At 55.7% G+C, this 24457-nt stretch carries 21 protein-coding genes; 14 read left to right on the top strand and 7 right to left on the bottom strand.

Annotation, left to right across the window (positions count from 1 at the left end; genetic code table 11):
• Window positions 1–264: 264 nt before the first annotated feature.
• The 7 genes from paaZ (at window position 265) to E0L16_RS17685 (ending at window position 9524) form a co-directional block, all read left to right on the top strand.
• Complete coding sequence (gene paaZ / locus E0L16_RS17715) at window positions 265–2304, top strand: phenylacetic acid degradation bifunctional protein PaaZ (protein ID WP_131637599.1); 2040 nt, start codon at window positions 265–267, stop codon at window positions 2302–2304.
• Window positions 2305–2527: 223 nt separating this feature from the next.
• Window positions 2528–3010 (top strand): type VI secretion system tube protein TssD, encoded by a 483-nt coding sequence (tssD, locus tag E0L16_RS17710; protein WP_131637597.1) that lies wholly within the window; start codon window positions 2528–2530, stop codon window positions 3008–3010.
• Window positions 3011–3123: 113 nt separating this feature from the next.
• Window positions 3124–3417 carry a polymorphic toxin type 44 domain-containing protein gene (locus tag E0L16_RS17705; protein WP_236330859.1) on the top strand — a complete coding sequence of 98 codons (294 nt, stop codon included), beginning with the start codon at window positions 3124–3126 and terminating at the stop codon, window positions 3415–3417.
• Entirely contained in the window at window positions 3395–3790 is a 396-nt protein-coding gene (locus E0L16_RS17700) for a hypothetical protein (protein WP_131637595.1), read from the top strand. Before E0L16_RS17705 ends, E0L16_RS17700 begins: the two co-directional genes overlap by 23 nt.
• A 159-nt stretch (window positions 3791–3949) precedes the next feature.
• Window positions 3950–6220: a primary-amine oxidase gene (gene tynA / locus E0L16_RS17695; RefSeq protein ID WP_131637593.1), complete on the top strand. Its 2271-nt coding sequence runs from the start codon at window positions 3950–3952 to the stop codon at window positions 6218–6220.
• 171 nt (window positions 6221–6391) lie between these two features.
• Window positions 6392–8365, top strand: coding sequence for an alkyl/aryl-sulfatase (locus tag E0L16_RS17690; protein ID WP_107535285.1), 1974 nt, complete (start codon window positions 6392–6394; stop codon window positions 8363–8365).
• Between the two features lie 52 nt (window positions 8366–8417).
• Window positions 8418–9524: a GGDEF domain-containing protein gene (locus tag E0L16_RS17685; RefSeq protein ID WP_131637591.1), complete on the top strand. Its 1107-nt coding sequence runs from the start codon at window positions 8418–8420 to the stop codon at window positions 9522–9524.
• Window positions 9525–9594: 70 nt separating this feature from the next.
• On the opposite strand, the gene E0L16_RS17680 is transcribed toward E0L16_RS17685, so the two are convergent.
• Window positions 9595–11094, bottom strand: a complete 1500-nt coding sequence (locus E0L16_RS17680) for an aldehyde dehydrogenase family protein (RefSeq protein WP_131637589.1) — start codon at window positions 11092–11094, stop codon at window positions 9595–9597.
• Window positions 11095–11335: 241 nt separating this feature from the next.
• Between E0L16_RS17680 and feaR the strand changes: the two genes are divergently transcribed.
• Complete coding sequence (gene feaR / locus E0L16_RS17675; protein ID WP_131637587.1) at window positions 11336–12244, top strand: transcriptional regulator FeaR; 909 nt, start codon at window positions 11336–11338, stop codon at window positions 12242–12244.
• On the opposite strand, the gene E0L16_RS17670 is transcribed toward feaR, so the two are convergent.
• Genes E0L16_RS17670 through E0L16_RS17660 form a run of 3 tightly spaced genes read right to left on the bottom strand, consistent with a single transcriptional unit; the run spans window position 12245 to window position 15397 of the window.
• Entirely contained in the window at window positions 12245–12562 is a 318-nt protein-coding gene (locus E0L16_RS17670; RefSeq protein WP_063451434.1) for a YdbL family probable chaperone protein, read from the bottom strand.
• Between the two features lie 7 nt (window positions 12563–12569).
• A complete protein-coding gene (locus E0L16_RS17665) occupies window positions 12570–12761 on the bottom strand; it encodes a YnbE family lipoprotein (RefSeq protein ID WP_003857369.1) in 192 nt (63 codons plus the stop codon).
• Entirely contained in the window at window positions 12758–15397 is a 2640-nt protein-coding gene (locus tag E0L16_RS17660) for a YdbH family protein (protein WP_131637585.1), read from the bottom strand. The genes E0L16_RS17665 and E0L16_RS17660 overlap by 4 nt, the downstream gene beginning before the upstream one ends.
• Window positions 15398–15607: 210 nt before the next feature.
• On the opposite strand from E0L16_RS17660, the gene E0L16_RS17655 reads away from it, so the two are divergent.
• Entirely contained in the window at window positions 15608–16597 is a 990-nt protein-coding gene (locus E0L16_RS17655; protein WP_063866805.1) for a 2-hydroxyacid dehydrogenase, read from the top strand.
• A 271-nt stretch (window positions 16598–16868) separates the two neighbouring features.
• On the top strand, window positions 16869–17705 hold the full coding sequence (locus E0L16_RS17650; RefSeq protein ID WP_047050820.1) for an alpha/beta fold hydrolase: 837 nt from the start codon (window positions 16869–16871) through the stop codon (window positions 17703–17705).
• 59 nt (window positions 17706–17764) lie between these two features.
• On the opposite strand, the gene E0L16_RS17645 is transcribed toward E0L16_RS17650, so the two are convergent.
• Window positions 17765–18043: a YdgH/BhsA/McbA family protein gene (locus E0L16_RS17645; RefSeq protein WP_063451437.1), complete on the bottom strand. Its 279-nt coding sequence runs from the start codon at window positions 18041–18043 to the stop codon at window positions 17765–17767.
• A gap of 251 nt (window positions 18044–18294) precedes the next feature.
• Here E0L16_RS17645 and E0L16_RS17640 point away from each other — a divergent pair, with 251 nt between their 5' ends.
• Complete coding sequence (locus E0L16_RS17640) at window positions 18295–18885, top strand: DUF4142 domain-containing protein (RefSeq protein WP_102750664.1); 591 nt, start codon at window positions 18295–18297, stop codon at window positions 18883–18885.
• 78 nt (window positions 18886–18963) lie between these two features.
• On the opposite strand, the gene E0L16_RS17635 is transcribed toward E0L16_RS17640, so the two are convergent.
• Together E0L16_RS17635 and E0L16_RS17630 are read right to left on the bottom strand one after the other, a co-directional pair.
• Complete coding sequence (locus E0L16_RS17635) at window positions 18964–21060, bottom strand: pyrroloquinoline quinone-dependent dehydrogenase (protein WP_131637584.1); 2097 nt, start codon at window positions 21058–21060, stop codon at window positions 18964–18966.
• Between the two features lie 10 nt (window positions 21061–21070).
• Complete coding sequence (locus E0L16_RS17630) at window positions 21071–21436, bottom strand: hypothetical protein (RefSeq protein WP_063866809.1); 366 nt, start codon at window positions 21434–21436, stop codon at window positions 21071–21073.
• 369 nt (window positions 21437–21805) lie between these two features.
• On the opposite strand from E0L16_RS17630, the gene E0L16_RS17625 reads away from it, so the two are divergent.
• From E0L16_RS17625 to E0L16_RS17615, 3 genes are all read left to right on the top strand, one after another.
• Window positions 21806–22663, top strand: a complete 858-nt coding sequence (locus tag E0L16_RS17625) for an alpha/beta hydrolase family protein (RefSeq protein WP_131637582.1) — start codon at window positions 21806–21808, stop codon at window positions 22661–22663.
• Between the two features lie 203 nt (window positions 22664–22866).
• Entirely contained in the window at window positions 22867–23277 is a 411-nt protein-coding gene (locus tag E0L16_RS17620) for a GNAT family N-acetyltransferase (RefSeq protein WP_107535278.1), read from the top strand.
• Window positions 23278–23350: 73 nt separating this feature from the next.
• Window positions 23351–24316: a magnesium and cobalt transport protein CorA gene (locus tag E0L16_RS17615; protein WP_131637580.1), complete on the top strand. Its 966-nt coding sequence runs from the start codon at window positions 23351–23353 to the stop codon at window positions 24314–24316.
• Window positions 24317–24457: the final 141 nt, after the last annotated feature.

Here is a 24457-nt window from a genome sequence, read left to right as displayed (position 1 = left end):
TAGATCACCATATGTAGCAAAATGGTGAATCACTTGGTTTCTTAAAAGTTACACAAAGGTTAAATATAACCCCAAGAAGAGTTTGCTTATTTTGTGACGACGCTCGCAAGGGTTTTCCTGAACAGCAGGAATAGCGCGGGTTTTTAATGACGAAGCTGAGCAATGCAGATCACAACGTTAACAATTCATTAAAACTCAGCTTGATTTTTATGATTCATGATCAAACTATCTATAGTGAAATCACGAAACATCTGGAGAGAAGAAATGCAGCAGTTAGCCAGCTTCTTGTCCGGCACCTGGCAGACAGGCCGGGGCCGCGAGCGCACCATAACCCACGCTATCAGCGGGGAAACGCTATTTGAAGTCACCAGCGAAGGGCTGGATATGGCGGCCGCACGCCGTTACGCCATTGAACACGGCGGGGAGGCGCTTCGCGCAATGAGCTTTATCGAGCGTGCCGCCATGCTGAAGGCGGTAGCCAAACACCTGCTGAGCCAGAAGGATCGGTTTTACGCCCTTTCAGCCCAGACCGGCGCAACGAAGGCCGACAGCTGGGTGGACATTGAAGGCGGTATCGGCACCCTTTTCACCTACGCCAGCCTCGGCAGCCGCGAACTGCCGGACGATACCCTGTGGCCAGAAGATGAGCTGATCCCGCTATCAAAAGAAGGCGGCTTTGCGGCGCGCCACGTGTTGACCTCCAGGTCCGGCGTGGCGGTACATATCAACGCGTTCAACTTCCCGTGCTGGGGGATGCTGGAAAAGCTTGCCCCGACCTGGCTTGCCGGGATGCCCGCCATCATCAAACCCGCCACCGCCACCGCGCAAGTCACGCAGGCGATGGTGAAAGCGATTGTCGAGAGCGGTCTGGTGCCGGACGGCGCCATCAGCCTGATCTGCGGCGGCGCGGGCGATCTGCTGAGCCAGCTCGACAGCCAGGACGTGGTGACGTTTACCGGATCGGCCAGCACCGGACAGAGCCTTCGCGTGCACCCGAATATCGTCGCCAATTCCATTCCGTTTACCATGGAAGCGGATTCCCTGAACTGCTGCGTGCTCGGTGAAGACGTAACGCCGGAGCAGCCGGAGTTTGCGCTGTTTATCCGTGAAGTGGTGCGCGAGATGACCGCCAAGGCCGGGCAAAAATGTACCGCCATCCGCCGCATCATCGTGCCGGAAGCGCAGGTTGAGGCCGTCAGCCAGGCGCTGATTGCGCGGCTGGAGAACGTGGTCGTCGGCGATCCGGCGCAGGAAGGGGTGAAGATGGGTGCCCTGGTCAACCATGAGCAACGCGCCGACGTGCAGGAAAAAGTCGATCATCTGCTTGCCGCAGGCTGCCAGATCCGTCTGGGAGGTAAAGCCGATTTGCAGGCGGCTGGGGCATTCTTCCCGCCCACCCTGCTGTTCTGCCCGCAGCCGGACGAGACGCCGGCCGTTCACTCCACCGAAGCCTTTGGCCCCGTCGCCACCCTGATGCCGTATCGCAATACCGAACACGCCATGCAGCTGGCGCGAGCGGGCGGCGGCAGCCTGGCGGGAACGCTGGTCACGGCAGATTCAAACGTGGCGCGGCAGTTCATTGCCGGGGCAGCACGCGCCCACGGACGTATTCAGATCCTCAACGAGGAATCTTCCAAAGAGTCTACCGGACACGGTTCCCCGCTGCCGCAGCTGGTGCACGGCGGCCCGGGACGTGCGGGCGGCGGCGAAGAGCTGGGCGGCCTGCGCGCCGTGAAGCACTATCTTCAGCGCACGGCCATTCAGGGCAGCCCGTCCATGCTCGCCGCCATCGGCAAACAGTGGGTGCGTGGCGCCGGGGTGCAGGAAGATCGCGTTCATCCGTTCCGTAAATACTTCGAAGAGTTACAGCCGGGCGACAGCCTGCTGACCCCGCGCCGTACCCTGACGGAAGCGGATATCGTGAATTTTGCCTGCCTGAGCGGAGATCACTTCTATGCCCATATGGACAAAATTGGTGCGGCGGAGTCGATTTTTGGCGAGCGCGTGGTGCACGGCTATTTTCTGATTTCCGCCGCGGCGGGGCTGTTTGTTGATGCCGGGGTTGGGCCGGTTATTGCCAACTACGGTATGGAAAACCTGCGCTTTATCGAGCCGGTTAAACCGGGCGACACCATTCAGGTGCGCCTGACCTGCAAACGTAAAACGCTGAAGAAACAGCGTGCTGCCGATGAAAGGCCCACCGGCGTGGTGGAATGGGCGGTTGAGATTTTCAACCAGCATCAGCAGGCCGTGGCGCTCTACTCCATCCTTACGCTGGTGGCGCGCCAGCAGGGTGATTTCTGATCAAAGCAACAAGATTGACGTTGCTGCTTCAATCGTTTAAGAACATCAAAAAGCCTGAATAGAAACATGGACTGGATGGCTTTGATTAATCAAACCATCCAGTCAGCCCGGTCTGGATAAGTTACAACCGGAAACAGTAAGCAAATTGACCATGTGATTAGCATGGTTATTATTTAGCGTCGGGAATATTCCCACGTTAAATTACATGGAAGAGTATTAGGCTATGGCAATTCCTGTTTATCTTTTCTTAACTGATGATGGTGGCGCAACAATTACAGGCTCGGTGGATATACGTTATCGTAAGGGAAGCATTGAAGTCACTGGCTTTACACATAATCTAAGCCTACCAACCGATCCATTGACTGGGAAAATTACCAGTAAACGCAACCATGCCCCAGTCGTTTTTCAAATAGAAATCGATTCCTCCTCCCCTTTCCTGATGAAAGCCGTTGCGACTGGCCAAAGCCTTAAAACGGCTGAGTTCAGGTGGTATCGCATTAATGACGCGGGGCAGGAAGTAGAATATTACAATATGCGCCTCGATAATATTCGCGTCGTTTCCGTTACGCCATTGATGCATGACATTAAGGACCCGACGAAAGAAAAACACAATCATCTTGAAGTCGTGGAACTACGCTACGATAAAATAACCTGGACGTATTGTGATGGTAATTTACAGTTTGCTGACTGCTGGGCTGAGCGTTAAATATGCGAATCCCATTATATTCAACACCCTATAATATTGCATCCTTTGCACCACCTGGCGTGGACGTTGTGAGCCACATGGTAATTGCGCGATTTCACGGTGGCCCCTCATTAATGACCTACATATGGTTTTATCAAATGGTCAGGAATCATGGCCCCTGGGATTATAAACAAGGCCGGGCACAATTTGCCAACTTTGGCAATTTTCATTACGGTGCCGTTGGCGCCGCTGCGGGTATTCCGGATGGCATTCTGCTCCGGGGGGCAGGTACTGCACAGATTCTTGCCGGGACAAGCGATCCTGTCGAATTTGCAAAATTCCAGAGTCATAATAACTACGGTGATGACCCAGTCGATCAGTTATGGATAAGGGCAGGAATTGATTATGCACGACGTTCGGGTTTTTAACTGGCGCGCTGGTGTGATTTTACTTTTTTTCCTTATATTCATTGCATACCCTTTCCGCGATCTGTTTACCGTATATGAACATTTGCAGGAAAAAATCCAGGTTAACGAGCGTTTAACGCTTTATATCACCCAGGTTGAGGCAGGTTCACTGTCTAAGAACAGGTATCATATTTATCTCTTTGATGCGAAAAAAAGCCCGGAAGATTTCATGTCCAACGTTAAGGACATTCCCCCCGTCATGATCACCGATGATGATAAAGCTTCGGTGACGATTAAAGAGGGAGACATTTATTTTCGCGTTCGCGGTAAGGTCTATTCGTTCACGACGGTAGGTTTCGACGTCCACATACATCTCGACAGTTCACCTTATTGAAGCACCCTTTTTCTGTCACGGGGTGTGATGCACCCCCGGTCTTTTTTTAACCTGGCAAGACTGACAAACAACCTGGCAGATGCAGGCAAACGCTTTTCGTGCGCGCCTGTCAGGATAAGGCTGACACAACACAATAAACACAACAAGATGAGGTCTGCGATGGGAAGCTATTCTTCTTTTTCTGCCCGTAGAACGGCGCTGGCCATGGCCGTTGCGCTCTGTTGCGCCTGGCAATCCCCTGTTTACGCGCACGGCAGCGAGGCGCATATGGTTCCGATGGACAAAACGCTCCAGGCGTTCGGGGCCGATGTGCAGTGGGACGATTATGCCCAGATGTTTACCATCGTTAAAGACGGTGCCTTTGTGAAGGTCAAACCCGGCGCAAACACCGCCATCGTTAACGGCACGCCGTTGACGCTACAGGTGCCCGTGGTGATGAAGGACAACAAGGCGTATATCCCGGAAACCTTTATCAACGATGTCTTTCAGTCCGGTCTTGATCGGACCTTCCAGGTCGAAAAAAGCCCCCATCCGTTAAACGCGCTGACGGCTGATGAAATCAAGCAGGCCGTGGCGATTGTGAAAGCGTCTGCGGATTTTAAGCCCAATACCCGCTTTACCCAGATCGCGCTGGCGGAGCCAGATAAAGCCAAAGTCTGGGAATTTGTGCTGAACGGCACGGCGGTGGACGCGCCCCGCCAGGCCAATATCATCATGCTTGACGGCAAACGCATCGTCGAAAGCCGGGTGGATTTGAAGGACAAGAAGATCCTCCACTGGGCGCCGATTAAAGACGCGCACGGCATGGTGCTGCTGGATGACTTCAACACCGTGCAGCAGATCGTCAGTGAAAGCCCGGAGTTTGCCGCGGTGCTGAAAAAGCGCGGCATTAACGATCCAAAGAAAGTGATCACCACGCCGCTTACCGTCGGTTTTTTTGACGGCAAGGATGGGCTAAAACAGGAAGATCGCCTGCTGAAAGTGATCAGCTATCTCGACGTGGGCGACGGGAATTACTGGGCGCACCCAATTGAAAACCTGGTCGCGGTGGTGGATCTTGAGCAGAAGAAAATTCAGAAGATTGAGGAAGGCCCGGTCGTGCCGGTGCCGCTCACCCCGCGGCCGTATGATGGCCGCGACCGCGTTGAGGCGGAGAAAAAACCGCTGGATATTATCGAGCCGGAAGGCAAGAACTACACCATCACCGGGGATAGGGTGCACTGGCAGAATTGGGATTTTCATCTGAGCCTGGACTCACGCGTCGGCCCGATGATCTCCACCGTGACCTATAACGACAACGGCAAAAAGCGCCAGGTGATGTATCAGGGTTCGCTCGGCGGAATGATCGTGCCGTACGGCGACCCGGATATCGGCTGGTACTTTAAAGCCTACCTGGACTCCGGTGACTACGGCATGGGTACCCTGACCTCCCCGCTGGTGCGCGGTAAAGACGCGCCGTCCAACGCCGTGATGCTCAACGAAACTATCCCGGACTACACCGGTGCGCCAATGGAGATCCCCCGTGCGATCGCTATTTTTGAGCGTTACGCCGGGCCAGAATATAAGCACCAGGAGTTAGGTAAACCCAACGTCAGCACCGAACGCCGCGAGCTGGTCGTGCGCTGGGTCAGCACCGTGGGTAACTACGATTACATCTTCGACTGGGTGTTCCATGAAAACGGCACCATCGGCATTGATGCGGGTGCCACGGGCATTGAAGCGGTAAAAGGCGTACAGACAAAAACGATGCATGACGCCACCGCGAAGGATGACACGAAATACGGGACGCTGATCGACCATAACATTGTCGGTACCACGCACCAGCACATCTATAATTTCCGTCTGGATATGGACGTGGATGGCATTAACAACAAGCTGGTGGCCATGGATCCGGAAGTCAAACCAAACGCCGCTGGCGGCCCGCGCACCAGTACCATGCAGGTTAATCAGTATGATATTGATACCGAACAGCAGGCCGCCCAGAAGTTCGACCCGGGCACCATCCGCCTGCTGAGCAACACCCGCAAAGAGAACCGCATGGGCAACCCGGTTTCGTATCAGATTATCCCTTACGCGGGGGGCACCCACCCGGTGGCGACGGGCGCGAAGTTTGCTCCGGACGAGTGGATTTACCACCGCCTGAGCTTTATGGATAAACAGCTGTGGGTGACCCGTTACCATCCTGACGAAATGTATCCGGAGGGGAAATACCCGAACCGTTCCACCCACGATACGGGCCTCGGGCAGTACAGCAAAGATAACGAGTCGCTCAACGACCAGGATAACGTCATCTGGATGACTACCGGCACCACCCACGTCGCCCGCGCCGAAGAGTGGCCGATCATGCCGACGGAATGGGTGCACACGTTGCTCAAGCCGTGGAACTTTTTTGACGAGACGCCAACGCTCGGCAAGAAAAAAGCCGAGTAAAAATAAGCAACCGCCGGGCGCAATGCCCGGCTTTTCATCCGCTTACTTGCTGAATCCCCCTCCCGAATTATAGTTAATGTTACTTCGCTTAATCCTTTTGCAACTCTTGAAACATTTTGCAGCAACCGAAGTTTCCACAAACGACGCGAAACACCATCGAGAGGTTTTAGGATGAAAATCAATCAGATAGTCAGAGGGCTGGTGCTGGCAGGATGTGTTGCATCCGCAAGTTCAGCCTGGGCAGCCGAAGCACCCAAGGACGCAACCGCAGCAACGCAACAGGCCAACAACGCACTCTTCAACCAGCTCCCTTTCTCCGATAACACCGATTTTACGAACGCCCACAAAGGGTTTATTGCCCCTCTTCCTCAGGAAATGATCAAAGGTGAACAAGGCAACACCGTCTGGGATCCGAAGCAGTACGCCTTTATCAAAGAAGGCGATAAAGCGCCCGATTCGGTTAACCCGAGCTTATGGCGTCAGTCCCAGTTGATTAACATCAGCGGCCTGTTTGAAGTCACCGAGGGCGTCTACCAGATCCGTAACCTCGACCTGTCAAACATGACCATAATCGAAGGTAAAGAAGGCATTACCGTCGTTGACCCGCTGGTTTCAGCGGAAACGGCCAAAGTCGGGATGGATCTTTACTATAAAAATCGCGGCAAGAAACCTGTCGTCGCCGTGATTTACACCCACAGCCACGTTGACCACTACGGCGGCGTGCGCGGCGTGGTGGACGAAGCCGACGTGAAGGCCGGCAAGGTCAAAGTCTACGCGCCAGCCGGATTTATGGAGGCCGCCGTCGCGGAAAATATCATGGCGGGTAACGTCATGAGCCGCCGCGCCAGCTATATGTACGGCAACCTGCTGAAGCCGGATGCGAAAGGCCAGGTCGGCGCGGGTCTCGGCACCACCACCTCCGCCGGGACGGTAACCCTGATTGCCCCGACCAATATCATCGAGAAAGATGGACAGAAAGAGGTCATCGATGGCCTGACCTACGATTTTATGCTCGCGCCGGGCTCCGAAGCACCTTCCGAGATGCTCTGGTATATTGAAGAGAAAAAGCTGATCGAGTCTGCGGAAGACGTCACCCATACGCTGCATAATACCTACTCCCTGCGCGGCGCGAAAATTCGTGAACCGCTGCCATGGTCGAAATACATCAACCAGGCCATTGTACGCTGGGGTGATAAGGCCGACGTCATTATGGCGCAGCACCACTGGCCGACCTGGGGCAACGAAAATGTGGTTAACCTGCTGAAAAGCCAGCGCGACCTCTACCGCTACATCAACGACCAGACCCTGCGCATGGCGAACGAAGGGCTGACGCGTGACGAGATCGCCGCCAACTTCAAGCTGCCAAATTCTTTGGCCAATACCTGGGCCAACCGGGGCTATTACGGTTCCGTCAGCCATGACGTTAAAGCCACCTACGTGCTCTATTTAGGCTGGTTTGACGGCAACCCGGCGACCCTGGACGAACTGCCGCCTGAAGAAGCCGCGAAGAAATTTGTGGAGTATATGGGAGGCGCGGATGCCATCCTGAGCAAAGCCAAAACCGACTTTGACCAGGGGAACTACCGCTGGGTGGCTCAGGTTGTCAGCAAAGTGGTCTTTGCCGATCCAAACAATCAGGCTGCGCGAAACCTGGAAGCGGACGCGCTGGAGCAGCTCGGTTATCAGGCTGAATCAGGCCCGTGGCGTAACTTCTACCTGACCGGCGCGCAGGAACTGCGTAACGGCGTGGTGAAAGGCCCTACTCCGAACACCGCCAGCCCGGATACCGTGCGCGCAATGACGCCAGAAATGTTCTTTGACTATCTGGCGGTGCACATCAACGGCGAAAAAGCGGCGGACGCTAAATCGGTATTTAACATCGACCTCGGCAGCGACGGCGGCAAATACAAGCTGGAGCTGGAAAACGGCGTGCTGAACCACACGGCGAACGCCGAAGCGAAAGACGCTGACGCGACCGTGACCCTCAACCGCGATACGCTGAATAAAATCATCCTGAAAGAAGTGACGCTAAAACAGGCGCAGGATAACGGCGATATCAAAGTGACCGGCGATGCCGCCAAGCTCGATGCCATGCTCGGTTATATGGATAAATTTGAATTCTGGTTTAACATTGTGACCCCGTAACGGCATGCACACGCGGGCGGACCTTCCGCCCGCTCAAGGAAAATTCTCTTTAATGGAAAAAAGACATCCAACGACACCCGAACCTGCGACATGGCCGACCCGTAAATCAATGGTTGTCCACGGGCTGGCCGTGAATCTGCCCTGGCTCGCCTTTGTCAATGCGAGCTTTGCGCTGATGGTTCTGCTGCGCAATTCCCTGTTCGGCCATTTTGACGCCCTCTTGCACATCAGCCCGCCTCTCAGACAGATGATTGACGCTTCCATGCTGGGGGTAGTCATTCTTTCCGTAGCGCTGGTCATCATGGCCTGGCGCCACATCCGCGGCGTCAGCGCCGTGCTGTTTATGTGCAGCCTGCTGTGGTCGATAAGCTGTTACTGGTTTATCACTGTGATCCAGCTTCCTCATCCTTGGCCGGTATTCGTTACCCTGCTGATGGCCGGTATGACCGCGCTCTATTTTCATCCGGTGGGGCTGGTGTGCTTTATCGCGCCGCTGTGGATCACTTTGCCCGTTGCCAGCATGCTGCTGAATCACGAGATTAACCTTCGCTTTGTCGGGCTGTGGGTGGTCTTCACCTTCATTCTCGTTTGCGGACGCTACATCCTGTTGAGCTGGTTTGACGAGGCCTGGCGTCGCAACCAGCAGAATCAGCGTTTAATTTCACGGCTGGATGCGCTGGCCCACCAGGATCCGCTGACGAGAACGGCCAACCGCCGGGCGATGGAGCTGGTGCTGGAAAACGCGGTGGAGCAAGGCAAACGCTTTACGGTGCTGATGCTGGATGTCGACTACTTCAAGCTCTATAACGACACCTATGGTCACCAGGCAGGAGACGATTGCCTCGCGCGGGTCGCAGAGGTGCTGAACGCCTCGGTGCGCACCCCGGAGGATGTGGTCTCCCGCTACGGTGGCGAGGAGTTTGTGGTGATCCTCTTTGACTGTGCTGAAAACGTTGCTGAAAAAGTCGCTGCGCGGATCCAGGAAGGCCTGCGCACGGCAGCCATTCCGCACGGTGCGTCGAAGGTCAGTGAATATGTGACGGTCAGCATGGGGATTGCCGCCCATAGCGCAGGACTTGCCGGTCCGGAAATCATCGCCCGCGCCGATGCGGCGCTGTACCGGGCGAAAGAGGCCGGGCGGGATCGGTGGTCGCTGTAAGTTACGCCGGGTGGCGGCTACGCCTTACCCGGCCTACGGGATCGGTTTCGTAGGCCGGTAAGACGTTTTTTTAATACCGCACGCACACCGACTTGGTTTCACACCAGCCATCCAGCCAGTCGGGACCGAAATCGCGCCCGGTGCCGGACTGCTTCATACCGCCGAACGGCAGGTTGGCGTCGATCAGCGTGTGGCTGTTCACCCACACGGTTCCGGCCTGTAGCCTGTCGGTGTACTCCAGCGCTTTGCTGATGTTCTGCGTCCAGACGCTGGCCGTTAAGCCATATTCAGTGTCGTTCGCCAGCTGAAGCGCCTCTTCCCCGTCGGCGACACGGACCAGGTTGACCACCGGCCCGAACACCTCTTCACGCGTCAGGCGCAGATGATTACCCGGGTTGACCACCAGCGTTGGCGAAACGTAATAGCCTTTGCCGTCTGGTCCCCGGTTCCCGGCGATCAGCTCCGCATTGTGTGCCTTCGCTTCATCCAGGAACGCCTGGACCTTATCGCAGTGGGCGCGCGACACCAGCGGATTGATAAACGCCTCGGGCGACATGCCCGGCCCGACGGTCAGGGATTTCACGGCCTGTTCAAACCCGCTGACCAGCGTGTCAAACAGCGGGGCCTCAATATAAATGCGCGAGCTGGCCGCGCAGACCTGCCCCTGATTCAGGAAGCTGCCGGTCATCAGCCCTTCAATCACCCACGCCGGATCGGCATCTTTCAGCACGATGGCCGGGTTTTTGCCTCCCAGCTCCAGCGTCACGCCCGTTAGCGTATCCGCCGCCGCGCGGGCTATCTGCTTGCCCGTCGCCGTCGAACCGGTAAAGCTCACTTTGGCAACGCGCGGGTGCGAGGTCAGCGCCGCGCCACAGACAGCGCCACTTCCGGTTACGACGTTGAACACGCCATCCGGGACACCCGCCTCGCTCGCCAGTTCCGCCACCCGTAACAGGGTGAGCGGCGTGGTTTCGGAGGGTTTGATCACGATGGAACAGCCCGCCGCCAGCGCGGGCATCACTTTCCACATGCCAATCATCAGCGGGAAGTTCCACGGCACAATCCCCGCCACGACCCCAACCGGCTCTTTGCGCGTCCACGCCTGATAGCGCGCGCCCTGCGGCAGAGGAATAGAGAGATCGAGAGTTTTGCCGGCAATTTTGGTGGTCAGCCCCGCCGTGTAGCGCATCCAGTTCAGGGTACAACCCACCTCAAAGGCGCGGGAAATATTGATGGATTTCCCCTGCTCCAGGGTTTCGAGCTGCGCCAGCTCTTCGCCGTGCTGTTCCACCAGATCCGCAAACCGCAGCAGGATGCGTTCCCGCTCTGCCGGCAGGCGCCCGGCCCAGCTTCGGGCGACAAAGGCGCGCCAGCCGGACATCACCGCACGATCGACATCGTCGACGCTGGCATCGGCGGTGGAGGCAATCACCTCTCCGGTCGCCGGGTTGTAGACGTTCAGACGCTTTTCGCTGTCGGATGCCGCCTGACGCCCTTCAATCCACAGGCCGTGCTGACGGTCTAAAAACTGCTGCACGCCCGGCAGGACGGCGACGTGTGATTCGGACATAGGGTACTCCTTCGTTATGCTTCGCAGGGTGTGTAAGCAGTCTAAGAGGGGTTTCGCCTTCCTGCTTTTGTCTGTGTGACATTCGCTTTGCCAGCTGTGACAGGCTCCGCAAATCGTGATAATTCCCGCTTATAACGCTGTCACCGGTAAGCGTTCTTTCCTATAGTCAGCCTCGTAGCCCAGACAAAATGCAACATAAATGCAACAATGCGAAAACGGTGACGGTGCAGCGAGAAAAGCAATGGCATGTGCAAGCGAACAGGACAATTTTCAGCAGTGGCTGGCGCAAATTAACCAGGTTTGCGGGCGCTTTGCGGCGCGTCCGTTAGAGGGAGCGTTTCTCGGCGAACTGGAAACCAGCTACACCCAAAGTCTGAAGTTGAGCACGGTGACCACCGCAGGCGTTAACCTGTTTCGCACCCGTCATGAGATCAAAAGCGGCAATGACGCCTGGTTCTACACCGTATTTCAGCTGGAAGGCAGCGCGGGGATCGAACAGGACGACCGGCGCTCGGTGCTGAAAGCCGGGGATATCACGCTGATTGACGCCTCCCGCCCGTGCTCCATTTACTGGCAGGAGCGTTCCCGCCAGATTTCGCTGCTGCTACCGCGACAAATCATTGAGCAATACGCACGTTTTCAGGAAGTACGCTGTGCGCTCCCCCTCTCCCGCAGCCTGCCTACGGTGCAGCTGAGCTACCGTCTGTTGCAGGAGAGTATGGGGAATGCCGATCTGAGCGCCAGAGAAAGTGAAGCGGCGCTGGAGGCAATGGTGTGTCTGCTGCGTCCGGCGTTCCAGCAGCGTGACGAGGCGCTGCCGCGCAAGGAGCGTCAGTTCCGGCACGTGCTCTCCCTGATTGATGACCACATTCAGTCGGAGGCGTTAAGACCGGAATGGATAGCCTCAGAGAGCGGCATGTCCGTGCGCAGCTTGTACCGCATGTTTGCCGAGAAAGGGCTGGTGGTGGCGCAGTACATTAAGAACCGTCGCCTCGATTTGTGCGCGCAGGCGCTACGTGGCATCAGCGACGATGAAAAGCTGGCGGGAATTGGCTACAGCTGGGGCTTCACCGACCATAGCCATTTTTCCACCGCGTTCAAGCAGCGTTTCGGGGTTTCGCCGGGCGAGTACCGTAAGCGTTACCGCTAGCTATTTTTTCAGCCACTTGCCGTTAATCCCCTTCACGTACTCGCCCGGCTGGGCGCGCGCCACCAGCTTTTGTCCCGCCATTTTCGCCACCTCGTCGACGGGCAAATTATTATCGTCAGCGAGCTGCTGATAGCTTTCCGTACGCGCGGCGTTGATACGGTTCACCAGCGCCAGCGTTTCAGCGTCGTGCTGAACGGGCGCCAGATAGCCGCTCAGGGTTTCCCCTACGCGTCCCTGGGCGCGCGCATCGTTGAGCGTCAGCGTGGCGGCGTGAACGTTCATCCCCAGCGCCAGTAACATCAGAACTAATCGTTTCATGGCATCCTCAGAACAGATCGCTGCGGGACTTCAGCAGGGCTTCAACGTCTTTATCCACTTTGATATGGATTTCATGCTCGATTTTCACGTTCATGTTGATGGTGATCGGCTCCTTGGGCGCCGCCACTTCAATGCGCGGCGTGCAGCCTGACAGCAGCGCGACGACGGCCACGGTGAGTACACCAGCCCTCTTTTTCATCGTTGTTCCTCACTTTCCTTGCCTGTCGCACTGCGGAGAAGGGGTATCGCCGCATGTTGCTCAAACCATGTTTGCAAATTGTCCCCAAAGCGCAGACTGCGCCAGAGGGTAAAAATATTCTCTTCATGGGTGTAATTCAGGTTCACGAAGCTGCTTTTGCCCTCGACGTGGCTGATGCCTTTGATGGCGGCCTGCATGGTCAACACCCCCAGATTATCCACATTGAGCTTCGTCCACGACTGCGAAATTTCCATATAGCGGAGCCAGTTGATCGCCGCCCCGGCAACCACGTTGTCTTTCACAATGGCATCCGCCGTGTCCTGGTCGATGCGCAGCGTCATCGGCCCCGGGTTGGTCAGCCAGCCATCTTTAATGATCCATTTTTCATTGTCCAGCCAGAACGGCAGCGCGCCGCTCACCGGGCCGGACATGGCAAACTGCTTCGGATTTACCGCGCTTATCAGTTCGCTGGAGGAAATATTATCCACGCGCAGCAAAGCCGGATCGTGCTGCGGCATTCTCAGCTGCTGCATGGTGATTTTACCGCCGAGCGCTTCGACCTTCACGTTGGTGAGCAGGAGCGGGTTTGCTTCGGTCCACGGATAATCGCCCTGGAGATCCGCAGTGATATTTCGGGCCGTGACCAGGTTTTTCACCTCGCTGATACGTAACGTTACCGGCCCCCGCGTGCCCAGCGACCAGGTGCCCTGGCTCAGGCGGAACGGCAGGACAAAGTCAACGCCGTTAATCTCGTTATCCGGCATCCACGCGCTGCCCGCTTTCAGCACCCCGTGCCCACCTGCCTCAAAGCCCTGATCGGGCGCCGCCGAGAAGGCCACCTGAGCGTACATTTCGCCGCCGCGCAGGGTCATTTTCCACTCTGGCGGGATCAGCGGCTGGAACACCGTAAGAGACTGTTTTGGCCACCAGGCCTGACCGCGAAGGCGTTCGCCATCCCAGCGGCCATTTACCCGTACCGGGCCGATGTCGTCAGCGTGAAGGTCTCCCTTAAACTGGAACACCGTCGGGTCTGTCCCCTCAACGCTGAAGGTCAACACGGACGGTGGCAGCACGCTTCCGCCCGAGAAGCTCGTTTGCCCGGCATTGAGCGCGAGCGCGCCGCTGAAGCCAGGGTTAGCCGGGTCGCGCGACCAGCGCACCGGGCGATCCAGCACCAGGCGCGGTTTGCTGACCAGCATCGTGCCGTACTGTAATTTGTCGAAACCCGTGGAAAGATCCGTCAGCTCAATAACGTTGTCGCGCCACTCCCCGGTTCCCCGGACATCCCAGCGCGCGTTCATCGGCGTGAAGTTCCCTTTCCCCCAGTAGCGCCACTGCCACAGACCGTTATCGGGTAAAAAGTCGTTAGCCTGGCCGTCAAGATGCAGCTCAAAATCGCCCATTTCGTTTTCATGCGCCCGCAGAATGGCTTGCAGGCGGCCATCCACGCCCTTTTGGGTCAGCTTCACGCCCGCCAGCGGCCAGCGGATCTCATCGATATCCAGCGAGTCGATGATGCGCCCGCGCGAGCGCAATAATGCGCCGGGCTCAAACGTAAGCTGCGGATCGTAAAGGCTGCCGGTCAGTTTCGCCGGGAGTCTGGCATACAGGATCAGATCGTTTTGCTTGGCTTCCCCGCTCAGGTGCAGCGGCATCGCGCTGTTTTCCATGCTGAGGGAGCCGGGACCGATATTCAGCACCGCGTTGCCCTTACCCGCATCCCCCTGGGTCACCACGTTGAGGCGCCCCGTGAAGGTAGCTTTCTCCAGCCCCTGCTGCCAGTTATCCACCTTCAGACCGACGCGTCCGCTCATCGGCATACCGGAGGCTGACAAGTTCCAGCGTCCGTCGCTGATCGTTAGCTGCTGGGCGGTGATCTGCCACGGTAAATCGAGCAGCGGCTCGGGGTTCTCCCGCGCCATCACCACCAGCTGGCCCTGATTGCCTTCCCAGTCCAGATCGGCATCGACCAGCGAGGATAACTGTGGCACGTTAAAGGTGGCGACCGTATGCCCCTTCACCGGCACGCCGTCCGGCACCAGCGGCAGGGTAAATTCACCCACCAGCTTCACGGGCTGAGGCTGGTCCGGCAGCTGTACATCGAACTGGCTTACAGAAAGCGTCTGGCCGTGCAGCTGCCCCTTAATGCTCACCTGCTCTCCCTTATAGGTGATGTCCTGGCGGGCTGGGGTCAGGGAGGCATGCAGCTCACCTTCCCACTGCTGCCAGGGGGAAAGAGTAAAGCGGTGGATGGTCAGCCAGGTGTTGGGCAGGATGGCCTGCCACTGTGCCAGCGTTTTCGGCGCCACCGTCGAAGGCGCTGATTGCGGTAATTTGCTCAGGCAGACAGAGTTGAGTTCAAGCGTGCCGATATCCAGATCCCAGCGGCTTGGGTGTGACAGGGTCACGTTTTCGACGCGGGCAATTTCGCACTCTTCTACCAGATAGCGAAGATCGGGAATAATCAGGGCGTGGCGCGTTAGCCGCGGGCTTTTTTCAAATGCGATGCGCGTTCCAACGGGAAGCCAGATCCCGGCGAGCGTGGGCACCCACTGGGCGAGCGTCATCAGCAGCGTCAGCGGCACGATTAACAGCAGCAGTAATAGCGCGATTGCGGCTTTGTATTTACCCTTCATGGGCAGTTAATATCCTGATTTTGCGAAATAAATAAGCCGTTCTTGCCGCTCATTGTCGCATGTTTAGCCAGTCAGTTGAAGGTTATGCCATTTTTAAGAGTAGATGCTCTACAATAATTCATAGAACTTATTGATTTCAATGAATTTTGAAAAATTGTAAGATAATTTTAAACATGCTAACGTGGTTCCAAAATCACTGGAGAAAGTCTTATGAAACTCGCGGTATATAGCACAAAGCAGTACGACAAAAAGTATCTGCAACATGTTAACGAGACGTACGGTTTCGATCTTGAATTTTTCGACTTTCTGCTGACTGAAAAGACGGCTAAAACCGCCCACGGCTGTGAAGGCGTATGTATCTTCGTTAACGATGATGGTAGCCGACCGGTGCTGGAAGAGTTGAAAAAACAGGGCGTGAAATACATAGCCCTGCGCTGCGCGGGCTTTAACAACGTCGATCTTGATGCCGCCAAAGAGCTGGGCCTGAAGGTCGTGCGCGTCCCGGCCTATTCTCCGGAAGCGGTGGCAGAGCACGCCGTTGGCATGATGATGTCGCTCAACCGTCGTATTCACCGCGCCTATCAGCGTACCCGTGATGCTAACTTCTCTCTGGAAGGGCTGACCGGCTTCACCATGTACGGTAAAACCGCTGGCGTGATCGGTACCGGCAAAATCGGCGTAGCCGCCCTTCGCATCCTGAAAGGTTTCGGCATGCGCTTGCTGGCGTTCGATCCGTACCCAAGCGCCGCTGCGCTGGAGTTGGGGGTGGAGTATGTCGATCTGAAAACGCTTTTCTCCCAGTCGGACGTCATCTCCCTGCACTGCCCGCTGACGCCTGAAAACTATCACCTGCTTAACCAGTCGGCGTTCGACCAGATGAAAGACGGCGTGATGATCATTAACACCAGCCGCGGCGGGCTGATCGACTCTCAGGCCGCTATCGAAGCGTTGAAAACGCAAAAAATCGGCGCGTTGGGTATGGACGTGTATGAGAACGAACGCGATCTGTTCTTTGAGGATAAATCTAACGACGTGATCCAGGACGACGTATTCCGTCGCCTGTCGGCCTGCCACAACGTGTTGTTTACCGGACACCAGGCGTTTCTGACCGCCGAAGCGCTGATCAGCATTTCGGAAACCACGCTGGGCAATTTACAGCAGCTTGATAAGGGCGAACCGTGCCCTAACGCGATCGTTTAAGACCTTCAGGCCGGGCGGCGGTGGCCTCTGCCCGGCCAATAATAAGCCCATCGGAAAAATAACAGTGCCCCGGCGTGTATAGGGGCTATTTCGTTTAAAATTTATAATGACCCTATAAAATAAACCTATAACTGTTTTCAGGAACCCTTCTACACTTTAAGCGGATATATCGGTAATAAGATTAATATAAGTCAATTTTATTACGTTCTTAAATGCTGGGCTATTTACTTAGCCTTCACACATTTTTGCCATTAGCAGAGGAGTCTGAAATATGGCATTCGTAACAACGAAAGATGGTGTCAGTATTTATTACAAAGACTGGGGTCCGAAAGAGGCGCAGCCTATTGTTTTCCATCACGGCTGGCCGCTGAGCGCCGATGACTGGGATAACCAGATGCTCTTTTTCCTTGCCGAAGGCTTCCGCGTCATCGCCATCGACCGTCGCGGTCATGGTCGTTCCGATCAGGTGAGTGAAGGTCACGATATGGATCATTATGCCTCCGACGCATCGGCTGTGGTCGAAAGCCTCGATCTGCGTAATGCCGTGCACGTCGGCCACTCCACCGGCGGAGGCCAGGTCGCCAGATACGTGGCGAAGTACGGTCAGCCTCAGGGGCGAGTGGCCAAAGCGGTACTGGTTAGCGCCGTTCCACCGCTGATGGTCAAAACCGACGCTAACCCCGGCGGAACGCCCATTGAGGTGTTCGACGGCTTCCGCCAGGCGCTGGCAGCTAACCGCGCCCAGTTTTACCTCGACGTCGCCAGCGGTCCGTTCTATGGATTTAACCGGGACGGAGCAGACGTTTCGCAGGGCACGATCCAGAACTGGTGGCGTCAGGGTATGATCGGTAGCGCCAAAGCCCACTATGAAGGCATTAAGGCGTTTTCAGAGACCGACCAGACGGACGATCTCAAAGCCATCACGGTTCCTGTCCTTGTGTTGCAGGGCGATGACGATCAGGTCGTACCGTATAAAAATGCCGCCCTTCTACAGGACAAGCTGCTCGCAAACAGCGAACTTAAAATTTATCCAGGCTTCCCGCACGGGATGCATACCACGCATGCCGATACCATAAACGCCGATATTCTGGCATTTATTCGCTCATAAAGACGTAGATTATCCATAAAAAACCGGGCGCCATGCCCGGTTCTCTTTAATCGTGAAGATTATTTGAAAACTTCCGCTACGGCCTGGAAGTTCGGGCCATGCTCACGAGCAGCAATGATGACGTAGTATTTCCCGCCCTTCTCGTCTGCCAGTTTTGAGAGTTTTTCATGAAGATCTGAAGGTGAAGAAATTTGTCCACCTGAAGCCCCTACAGATACGTTACCCAGATATTCCAGTTTGAAGTGGTGCGCTTCATCCTTGGAAATCATATCTGCCGCAGATGCGCCAAAGCTTGCTACCGTTAAAGCCAATACAGTCCCTAATAGTGCTTTTTTCATATCATTCCTCCTGTTGATGAATCTATATATTTAACATTAGCACCAAATATGTAAATGATCCGTATCAATTTTGTAGATGGATTGAGCAATAAGAAGCGCGCCATTGATTATGATTACCGGCCATGCTGACGAGTAAACTGCGGGCGCAGCAGGTTCATCTACTATACTGACCGGGGTAGTTATCACTTATCTGCCCGGTTGCGCATAAAGCAACTCAAACTCACCTGTACCATGACCATCAGGAGAACAATATGCACACGAGTAAAACCCTGAAAAGGCTGCTAGCCGTATCAGCAGTTGCAGCAATGTTCAGCACCGTTGGCGTACACGCTCAGACGACAGGCGCCGCGCAGACTAGCGCTGCGGGCCAGGCTCAATCAGACGCCAAACTCAGCGCCGGCGACGAAAATGCGTTGAAGGACATGGCGCAGGCAAATATCAACGAAGTTGCCGCCGCCAGGCTCGCCCTCGACAAGGCTCAAACCAGCGACGTGAAAACATTCGCCCAGAAAATGGTCGACGATCACGGCGCCGCCCTGACCAAAGTCCAGGCCGTGGCCCAGAAAAAGGGCGTAGAGCTGCCGACCGAGCCCGACGCCGCGCATAAGGCCCTGACGTCGAGGCTGGAAAACCAGCGCGGTGACGCCTTTGACAAGATGTATATGGAATACGCCGGTGTGAAAGACCACCAGAACGTGCTGTCGAAGCTACAGAGCGACGCCAGTAAAATCAGCGATCCGGATGTGAAGGCCCTGGCCAACGAGCACACTCCGGTCGTTGAGCAGCACCTGAAGTCCGCAGAGCAGATGTCCACGCGCGCCGGGGCATCAGCCGATAAATAAGCGCGCCGTTAAAACGGCAGAGGCAAAATAAAGTGGGGCCCACAGGCCCCACGCTTATTTCCCCCTTCCCGGGCAACACTATTCAGGCAGCGCGTAAACCACTACCTGGTCTCCTACCTGGTCCTTCAGGATCGTGTTTCCGCCCGCCACGAAGGCCACGTACTGGCGGCCTTTATACTCATAGACGGACGGGTTCGCTACCGCCGGGGCTTCTGCCTGATCGGACCACAGCTCTTCACCGGTTTCCACCGAGTAGGCGCGCACTTTGGCATCCATAGAGGCACCGATGAAGATCACGCCGCCCGCCGTCACGGCCGGGCCACCAATGGTAGGCGAACCCCAGCTTTCCGGCATGAAGAAGCCATACTGCTGGGAGGCGCCAACCGGACGACGCCATTTCACATCGCCCGTGTGCATATCCAGCGCCACGATTTCGCCAAACGGCGGCTTCCAGCACGGCATGCCCAGCCAGTTGCTCGCCACCAGCAGACGCATGCCGTACGGAGCGCCTTCCTGTGGGGCAAAACCGCTTTCGTTGCCGGAGTCTTTGTCTGCGTTATCGTAATCTTCACGGCTGTAAAGCTTCACGTACTGGACGATATGCGAAGTATTGACGATGGCGATCTGTTTTTGCGGATCGAACGCCACCCCGCCCCACTGCACGCCGCCGGCGCTATCGGGATAGGTGAGCGTGCCTTCGCCTTTGGTGGTCGGCGGGGTGTACATTCCCTCATAGGTCAGGTTATCCCACAGGCGGGAACACTGGCCGCCACCGACGATATCCGCCAGCTTCCAGATTTCCGGCTTTTTCGACTGGTCGAGCAGCGGCGCAGGTTTGGTCGGGAACGGCTGTGTAGGCGAGAGCACTTCGCCCTGCACCGAACCATCGCCCTGCGGAACCGGACGTTCTTCGATAGGCCATACGTCCTCTCCCGTCAGGCGGTTAACCACAAACAGGAAGCCCTGCTTGGTGGCCTGAACCAGCGCCGGGATCTGTTTGCCGTCTACGGTGATATCCATCAGCGTTGGCGCGGAGTTGATGTCGTAGTCCCAGACGTCGTGGTGTACCCACTGGCGAGACCAGACCACTTTACCGGTGTTGATGTCCAGCGCAGTGGTGGAGGTGCCAAGCGGAATAGCGTCGACGCGGTTACCGCCCCAGTAGTTGGGAGACGGAGACGAGACCGGGAGATAGACCAGGCCGTTGGCCTCATCGGCAGACATGTGCGTCCAGACGTTGGCGGTACCGGTACGCTTGCGGATCTCTTCCGGGATCGCGTCAAAGGTCCATTCACGCTCGCCGGTCTGTGCGTTGAATGAAAATACGGTGCCAGGAGGCGCTTCGGCATAGGCCCAGTCTTTCCCGGCCCAGCCTACCAGCAGATGGTTGCCGACGACGGTTGGCGGTTGCAGGACAGAGAGCGGATACTTGGCGTTAACGGTGTTCCACTGGTTCAGATCCAGCACGCCGTTGTCCGCAAAGCCGCTGCACGGTTTGCCTGAATCGGCGTCCAGCGCAAAGAGCTTGCCGTCAACGGTGCCCATATAGACGATTTTCTGGCATGCCTGACCGTTCACCGGTTGTTTTGCCTGCCAGTAGGAAACGCCGCGGTTTTTGAGCACCGGCTGGGTCAGCGCCTTGCGCGACGATTTGGTGTCATAGTGCCACTTCTCTTTACCCGTGCCCGGATCCAGCGCAATCAGGCGATCGAAAGGGGTGCCGATATAGAGCGTGTCATTAGCGAAAATGGGCGTTGCGGACCATACGGTCGCAGGCGTATCGCCTTTGCCATCCGAGACGTCGCCGGTATGGAACTCCCACACTTTCGTTAATTTACCGACGTTATCCGCCGTGATCTGGGTCAATGGGCTGTATTTCTGCGCGTTAAGCTGCCCATGGAAGCTGTCCCAGGTGGCGGTGCCGGGCACCAGCGGCGTTGCTGGCTGGCTCGCCGAGGCGACTTTTTGCCCGCCACCGTTGCCGGTTGAGGCATCGTCTGTGGTTTTTGTGGTCCCGGGTGCCTGCTGATCGGCGGCATCAATGTTAAGCGAGTCCTGGGTCCCCTGAGAGGCCTCAGCGGCTTTATCCTGCGCCTGAAGCGCGAACGGAGCGACCAGCAGCGCCAGCGCCGTCATGCCGACTTTTATGAAGGGATAATGCTTATCGTTATGCACGGGCGGCTCCTCAGGTTCGGACGGAATGTTTGTAACGGGCGGAATTGCTGCTTAGCATAATCAGACCGATCAGGCCGACCACCATGGCTGCCGTTATGATGTACTGGTGCAGCAGCGCGGCGGCAAAACCAATACCCACTAACACGACCAGGGTGATAATCATCATGAAAACACGCGCCCCGCGCCCCGATGCCGCACGTAACATAAAGGTCAGTATCGCCAGCACCGCGCTGGCAATGGCCACGCCCAGTGCGCCAATGGTGCCTGTAACGCCGGTGAGCGGCGTCCACCAGGCGTATAGCGCCACCGCGAAGCCTATTATCGCGGCCAGCAGCAGCAAAATACTGCCGACGCGCGAAGATTGAGAATGCAACATACCAGGGATCCCCCTCTAAAAAATGCAAAATGGACCAACGTAAGGCGTTTTCGTGGATATATGCCCCTGCTGTTCGCGCGTGCAATCGCTATTAAAACAACGCGGCATGAAGAACGGCGGCATATTTCACTAAACGTTACTGAGTATAGAAGAGGATTTTTTTAAGGGACGTTTATCCGACGCGTGCCCTGCCCCACGCTGAGTTCATAAAGCGTCGTGTTTCGCGAAAAACGTAAGGGCGAGGTTTATTGTCTGCTTTGAGCGAGGGGCGGATGGTGGGGGCAAAACAAAAAAATCGCCAGATGGGATAGTAAAGGCTAGATTTAATTCAGGCATAACTGGTATGACCACACAAATAAGGCTCTACGAATGCATTCAGTCATAATACCCGTAAAAGAAGGCGGATTTCTGGCAGCCACTCTATGGGAAAGAAGCGATGCCAAAGCGATGGTTCTCCTTCATCCGGCAACCGCGGTTGTGCAGGCGTTTTATAAGGGATTCGCAGAGTATCTTTTTAACAGAGGATTCAACGTTCTTACCTACGATTATCGCGGCACGGGCCTTTCTAAGTCCGGGCGGGTTCGGACTTACCGCGTGTCTATGTCTGACTGGATCGACCAGGACGTCGGATGCATAACCGCCTGGGCTAAAGCACATTTTCCAGGGCTTAGCCTGTTGGCGGTAGGACACAGTGTAGGCGGGCATGCGGTTCTGCTTTCAACCGCCACCCACGCCCTGCAAGCTGCGGTCATGGTGGCTTCACATGCCGGAGTGACGAGCTCCATAAAACAAACGACAGAAAAGGTGCGTGTCTGGTGCTTATTGCGTGTTCTGGCTCCGGTTCTGTGCCGAATCTTCGGCTACATGCCTGCCAGGCGCCTGGGATTGGGCGAAGATTTACCGGCGCCAGTCATGCTTCAATGGGGGCGCTGGAGCGCAATGCCAGGTTATTTCTACGATGATCCAGACTGGAATGCACGCCAACGGGCAAGTGAGATCACGCTACCCGTGCTGGTGATGGGATTTGATGACGACCCCTGGGCTAACCGTGAAGCTATTGCGCGGCTGATGGAGCCAGTGCAGCAAGCAAAAATCGAACGCTGCGAGATACGGCACGCAGAGTTTGGCCTTTCGTCCATTGGGCATATGGGATTTTTTCGTACGCGATGTGCGGAGAAATTATGGCCCGTCGTCGGTCAATGGCTGGAGAGTCAGTGCCCGGGTTGAACGACGCGGCAATATGACCTTCTGATTATTTGCAGGGTGTTTTCCGCGGCTGGCACAAAGTGGGCAGGCTCATGCTGAAGGTCCGCTATGAGCGAGAAGCGGAGCATCAGTCGCGATATGTTGTCATTATTCCGATTGGCAGACTTTATTAACGCATGACTTGTGTTAATTTCAATTATCCCTGCTACTGCTTAGGTTAAATTATGCAATCAAACTATGAAGTAATTGAAACAGTACCTCTTCCAGAAGATTTTTGCCGTTTACGCATCATCGCCGGATTGACTCCCCGACCACTTGAATTGGCAAAACGCGCGCTTCCTGCAAGCTGTTATGGAGTACACATTGTGTGTGCCGGAAATGCTGTAGGGATGGGGCGTATTGTTGGCGATGGTGCCCTGAACTTCGAGATCGTTGATATTGCTGTTGACCCGGAGCATCAGGGAAAAGGTTTGGGACGAGAAATCATGCAAAATTTAATGTTATGGTTTGAACAGCATGTGCCCGCCGGTGCCTATATTACCCTGATAGCCGATGTTCCCGCGCTATATGAAAAGTTCGGTTTTAAGAACGTACGGCCTGAAAGCGAAGGCATGGCTCTGATTTGGGGACACTAGAAGTCATCCCCATTTGGGAATTTAACGCAAAGGGTTAAGCTTCTTAGAAACATGCTTAGGGGATAGCCAAAAAATGATTGTTAACTGTATGGTCTACCGTTCAGGCCGCCCCGCCGAAACCGTGGATATCGAGGATATCAGCGAAATCATCCAGGATACCGATGCGTTTATCTGGCTGGGGCTTTGGCAGCCTGAACCGGCGTTTATGTATAAAGTCCAGGAGGAGTTCGGTCTGCACGATCTGGCCGTTGAGGATGCGCTTAACGCGCATCAGCGGCCTAAGATAGAGCGTTATGGCAGCTCGGCATTTATCGTTGTGAAGACCGTCAGTGGACAGGGTGACAACATTGAGTTTGGCGAAACGCATTTATTTGTGGGGCGAAACTTTCTTGTTACGGTGCGCCACGGTGCTTCAGAGAGCTATGCGCCTATACGCGCCCGTGCTGCTGAAGCCCCGGACATGCTTTCGTACGGTCCGGCGTATCCGCTTTACTGTATTCTGGATTTCATTGTTGACAGTTATGCAGAGCTGACTGCGCGCCTCAACACCAAAATTGGTGATATAGAAGCGACACTTTTTCACAGTGAATTTGACCGTGAAGCTATTCAGGATGTGTACTCCCTCCGCCGTAATCTGCTCGGGCTTCGCAACGCCGCTCAGCCAGTAGAAGAAATCTGTACCGAGCTTATCCGCATTCATGAAGAACTTATTCCAAAACCCCTCAGGGCGTATTTCAGAGATATTCAGGATCACGCAAGCCATGTAGTCACGGATGTAAATGACATGCGTGAACTGCTTAGCAGCGCGATGCACGTTAACCTGGCACTGGTTTCAGTGCAGCAAAACGAAGTTGTGAAGAAACTGGCCGGCTGGGGGGCCATACTCGTGATCCCGACGGTAGTCTTCAGCATGTATGGCATGAACTTCGACAATATGCCGGAACTGAAGACGCTCTATGGCTATCCGGCTACGATCGCTGTCACGCTGGGCGCCTGTGTATTACTGTGGCTACGACTTAAACGCTCTCGCTGGCTTTAATTGATAAGCCGTCCGATCGTTTTTGGTGCCGTGGAGTAACGTAAAGCCTCACGCTTATGTCGATTATGCCACGGCACCAGACCCTATCCGTTATTTCCCCTGCATATGTCGGTACATTCCTGTTCATTGAGATCCGGGATC

The organism is Enterobacter quasihormaechei (genome assembly GCF_004331385.1).
Lineage (GTDB): Bacteria > Pseudomonadota > Gammaproteobacteria > Enterobacterales > Enterobacteriaceae > Enterobacter > Enterobacter quasihormaechei.
Note: the sequence above shows the minus strand (reverse complement) of the source record. Positions and strands in the feature narration are given on the sequence as shown.

Bases quoted from the DNA above. Each gene is read 5' to 3' on its own strand.
- E0L16_RS17680 (WP_131637589.1), bottom strand. From the start codon at position 11,094: ATGTCCGAATCACACGTCGCCGTCCTGCCGGGCGTGCAGCAGTTTTTA.
- E0L16_RS17640 (WP_102750664.1), top strand. From the start codon at position 18,295: ATGCACACGAGTAAAACCCTGAAAAGGCTGCTAGCCGTATCAGCAGTT.
- E0L16_RS17655 (WP_063866805.1), top strand. From the start codon at position 15,608: ATGAAACTCGCGGTATATAGCACAAAGCAGTACGACAAAAAGTATCTG.
- tynA (WP_131637593.1), top strand. From the start codon at position 3,950: ATGGGAAGCTATTCTTCTTTTTCTGCCCGTAGAACGGCGCTGGCCATG.
- E0L16_RS17625 (WP_131637582.1), top strand. From the start codon at position 21,806: ATGCATTCAGTCATAATACCCGTAAAAGAAGGCGGATTTCTGGCAGCC.
- E0L16_RS17620 (WP_107535278.1), top strand. From the start codon at position 22,867: ATGCAATCAAACTATGAAGTAATTGAAACAGTACCTCTTCCAGAAGAT.
- E0L16_RS17615 (WP_131637580.1), top strand. From the start codon at position 23,351: ATGATTGTTAACTGTATGGTCTACCGTTCAGGCCGCCCCGCCGAAACC.
- E0L16_RS17670 (WP_063451434.1), bottom strand. From the start codon at position 12,562: ATGAAACGATTAGTTCTGATGTTACTGGCGCTGGGGATGAACGTTCAC.
- E0L16_RS17645 (WP_063451437.1), bottom strand. From the start codon at position 18,043: ATGAAAAAAGCACTATTAGGGACTGTATTGGCTTTAACGGTAGCAAGC.
- E0L16_RS17705 (WP_236330859.1), top strand. From the start codon at position 3,124: ATGACCTACATATGGTTTTATCAAATGGTCAGGAATCATGGCCCCTGG.
- E0L16_RS17660 (WP_131637585.1), bottom strand. From the start codon at position 15,397: ATGAAGGGTAAATACAAAGCCGCAATCGCGCTATTACTGCTGCTGTTA.
- feaR (WP_131637587.1), top strand. From the start codon at position 11,336: ATGGCATGTGCAAGCGAACAGGACAATTTTCAGCAGTGGCTGGCGCAA.
- paaZ (WP_131637599.1), top strand. From the start codon at position 265: ATGCAGCAGTTAGCCAGCTTCTTGTCCGGCACCTGGCAGACAGGCCGG.
- tssD (WP_131637597.1), top strand. From the start codon at position 2,528: ATGGCAATTCCTGTTTATCTTTTCTTAACTGATGATGGTGGCGCAACA.
- E0L16_RS17630 (WP_063866809.1), bottom strand. From the start codon at position 21,436: ATGTTGCATTCTCAATCTTCGCGCGTCGGCAGTATTTTGCTGCTGCTG.
- E0L16_RS17690 (WP_107535285.1), top strand. From the start codon at position 6,392: ATGAAAATCAATCAGATAGTCAGAGGGCTGGTGCTGGCAGGATGTGTT.
- E0L16_RS17665 (WP_003857369.1), bottom strand. From the start codon at position 12,761: ATGAAAAAGAGGGCTGGTGTACTCACCGTGGCCGTCGTCGCGCTGCTG.
- E0L16_RS17685 (WP_131637591.1), top strand. From the start codon at position 8,418: ATGGAAAAAAGACATCCAACGACACCCGAACCTGCGACATGGCCGACC.
- E0L16_RS17650 (WP_047050820.1), top strand. From the start codon at position 16,869: ATGGCATTCGTAACAACGAAAGATGGTGTCAGTATTTATTACAAAGAC.
- E0L16_RS17700 (WP_131637595.1), top strand. From the start codon at position 3,395: ATGCACGACGTTCGGGTTTTTAACTGGCGCGCTGGTGTGATTTTACTT.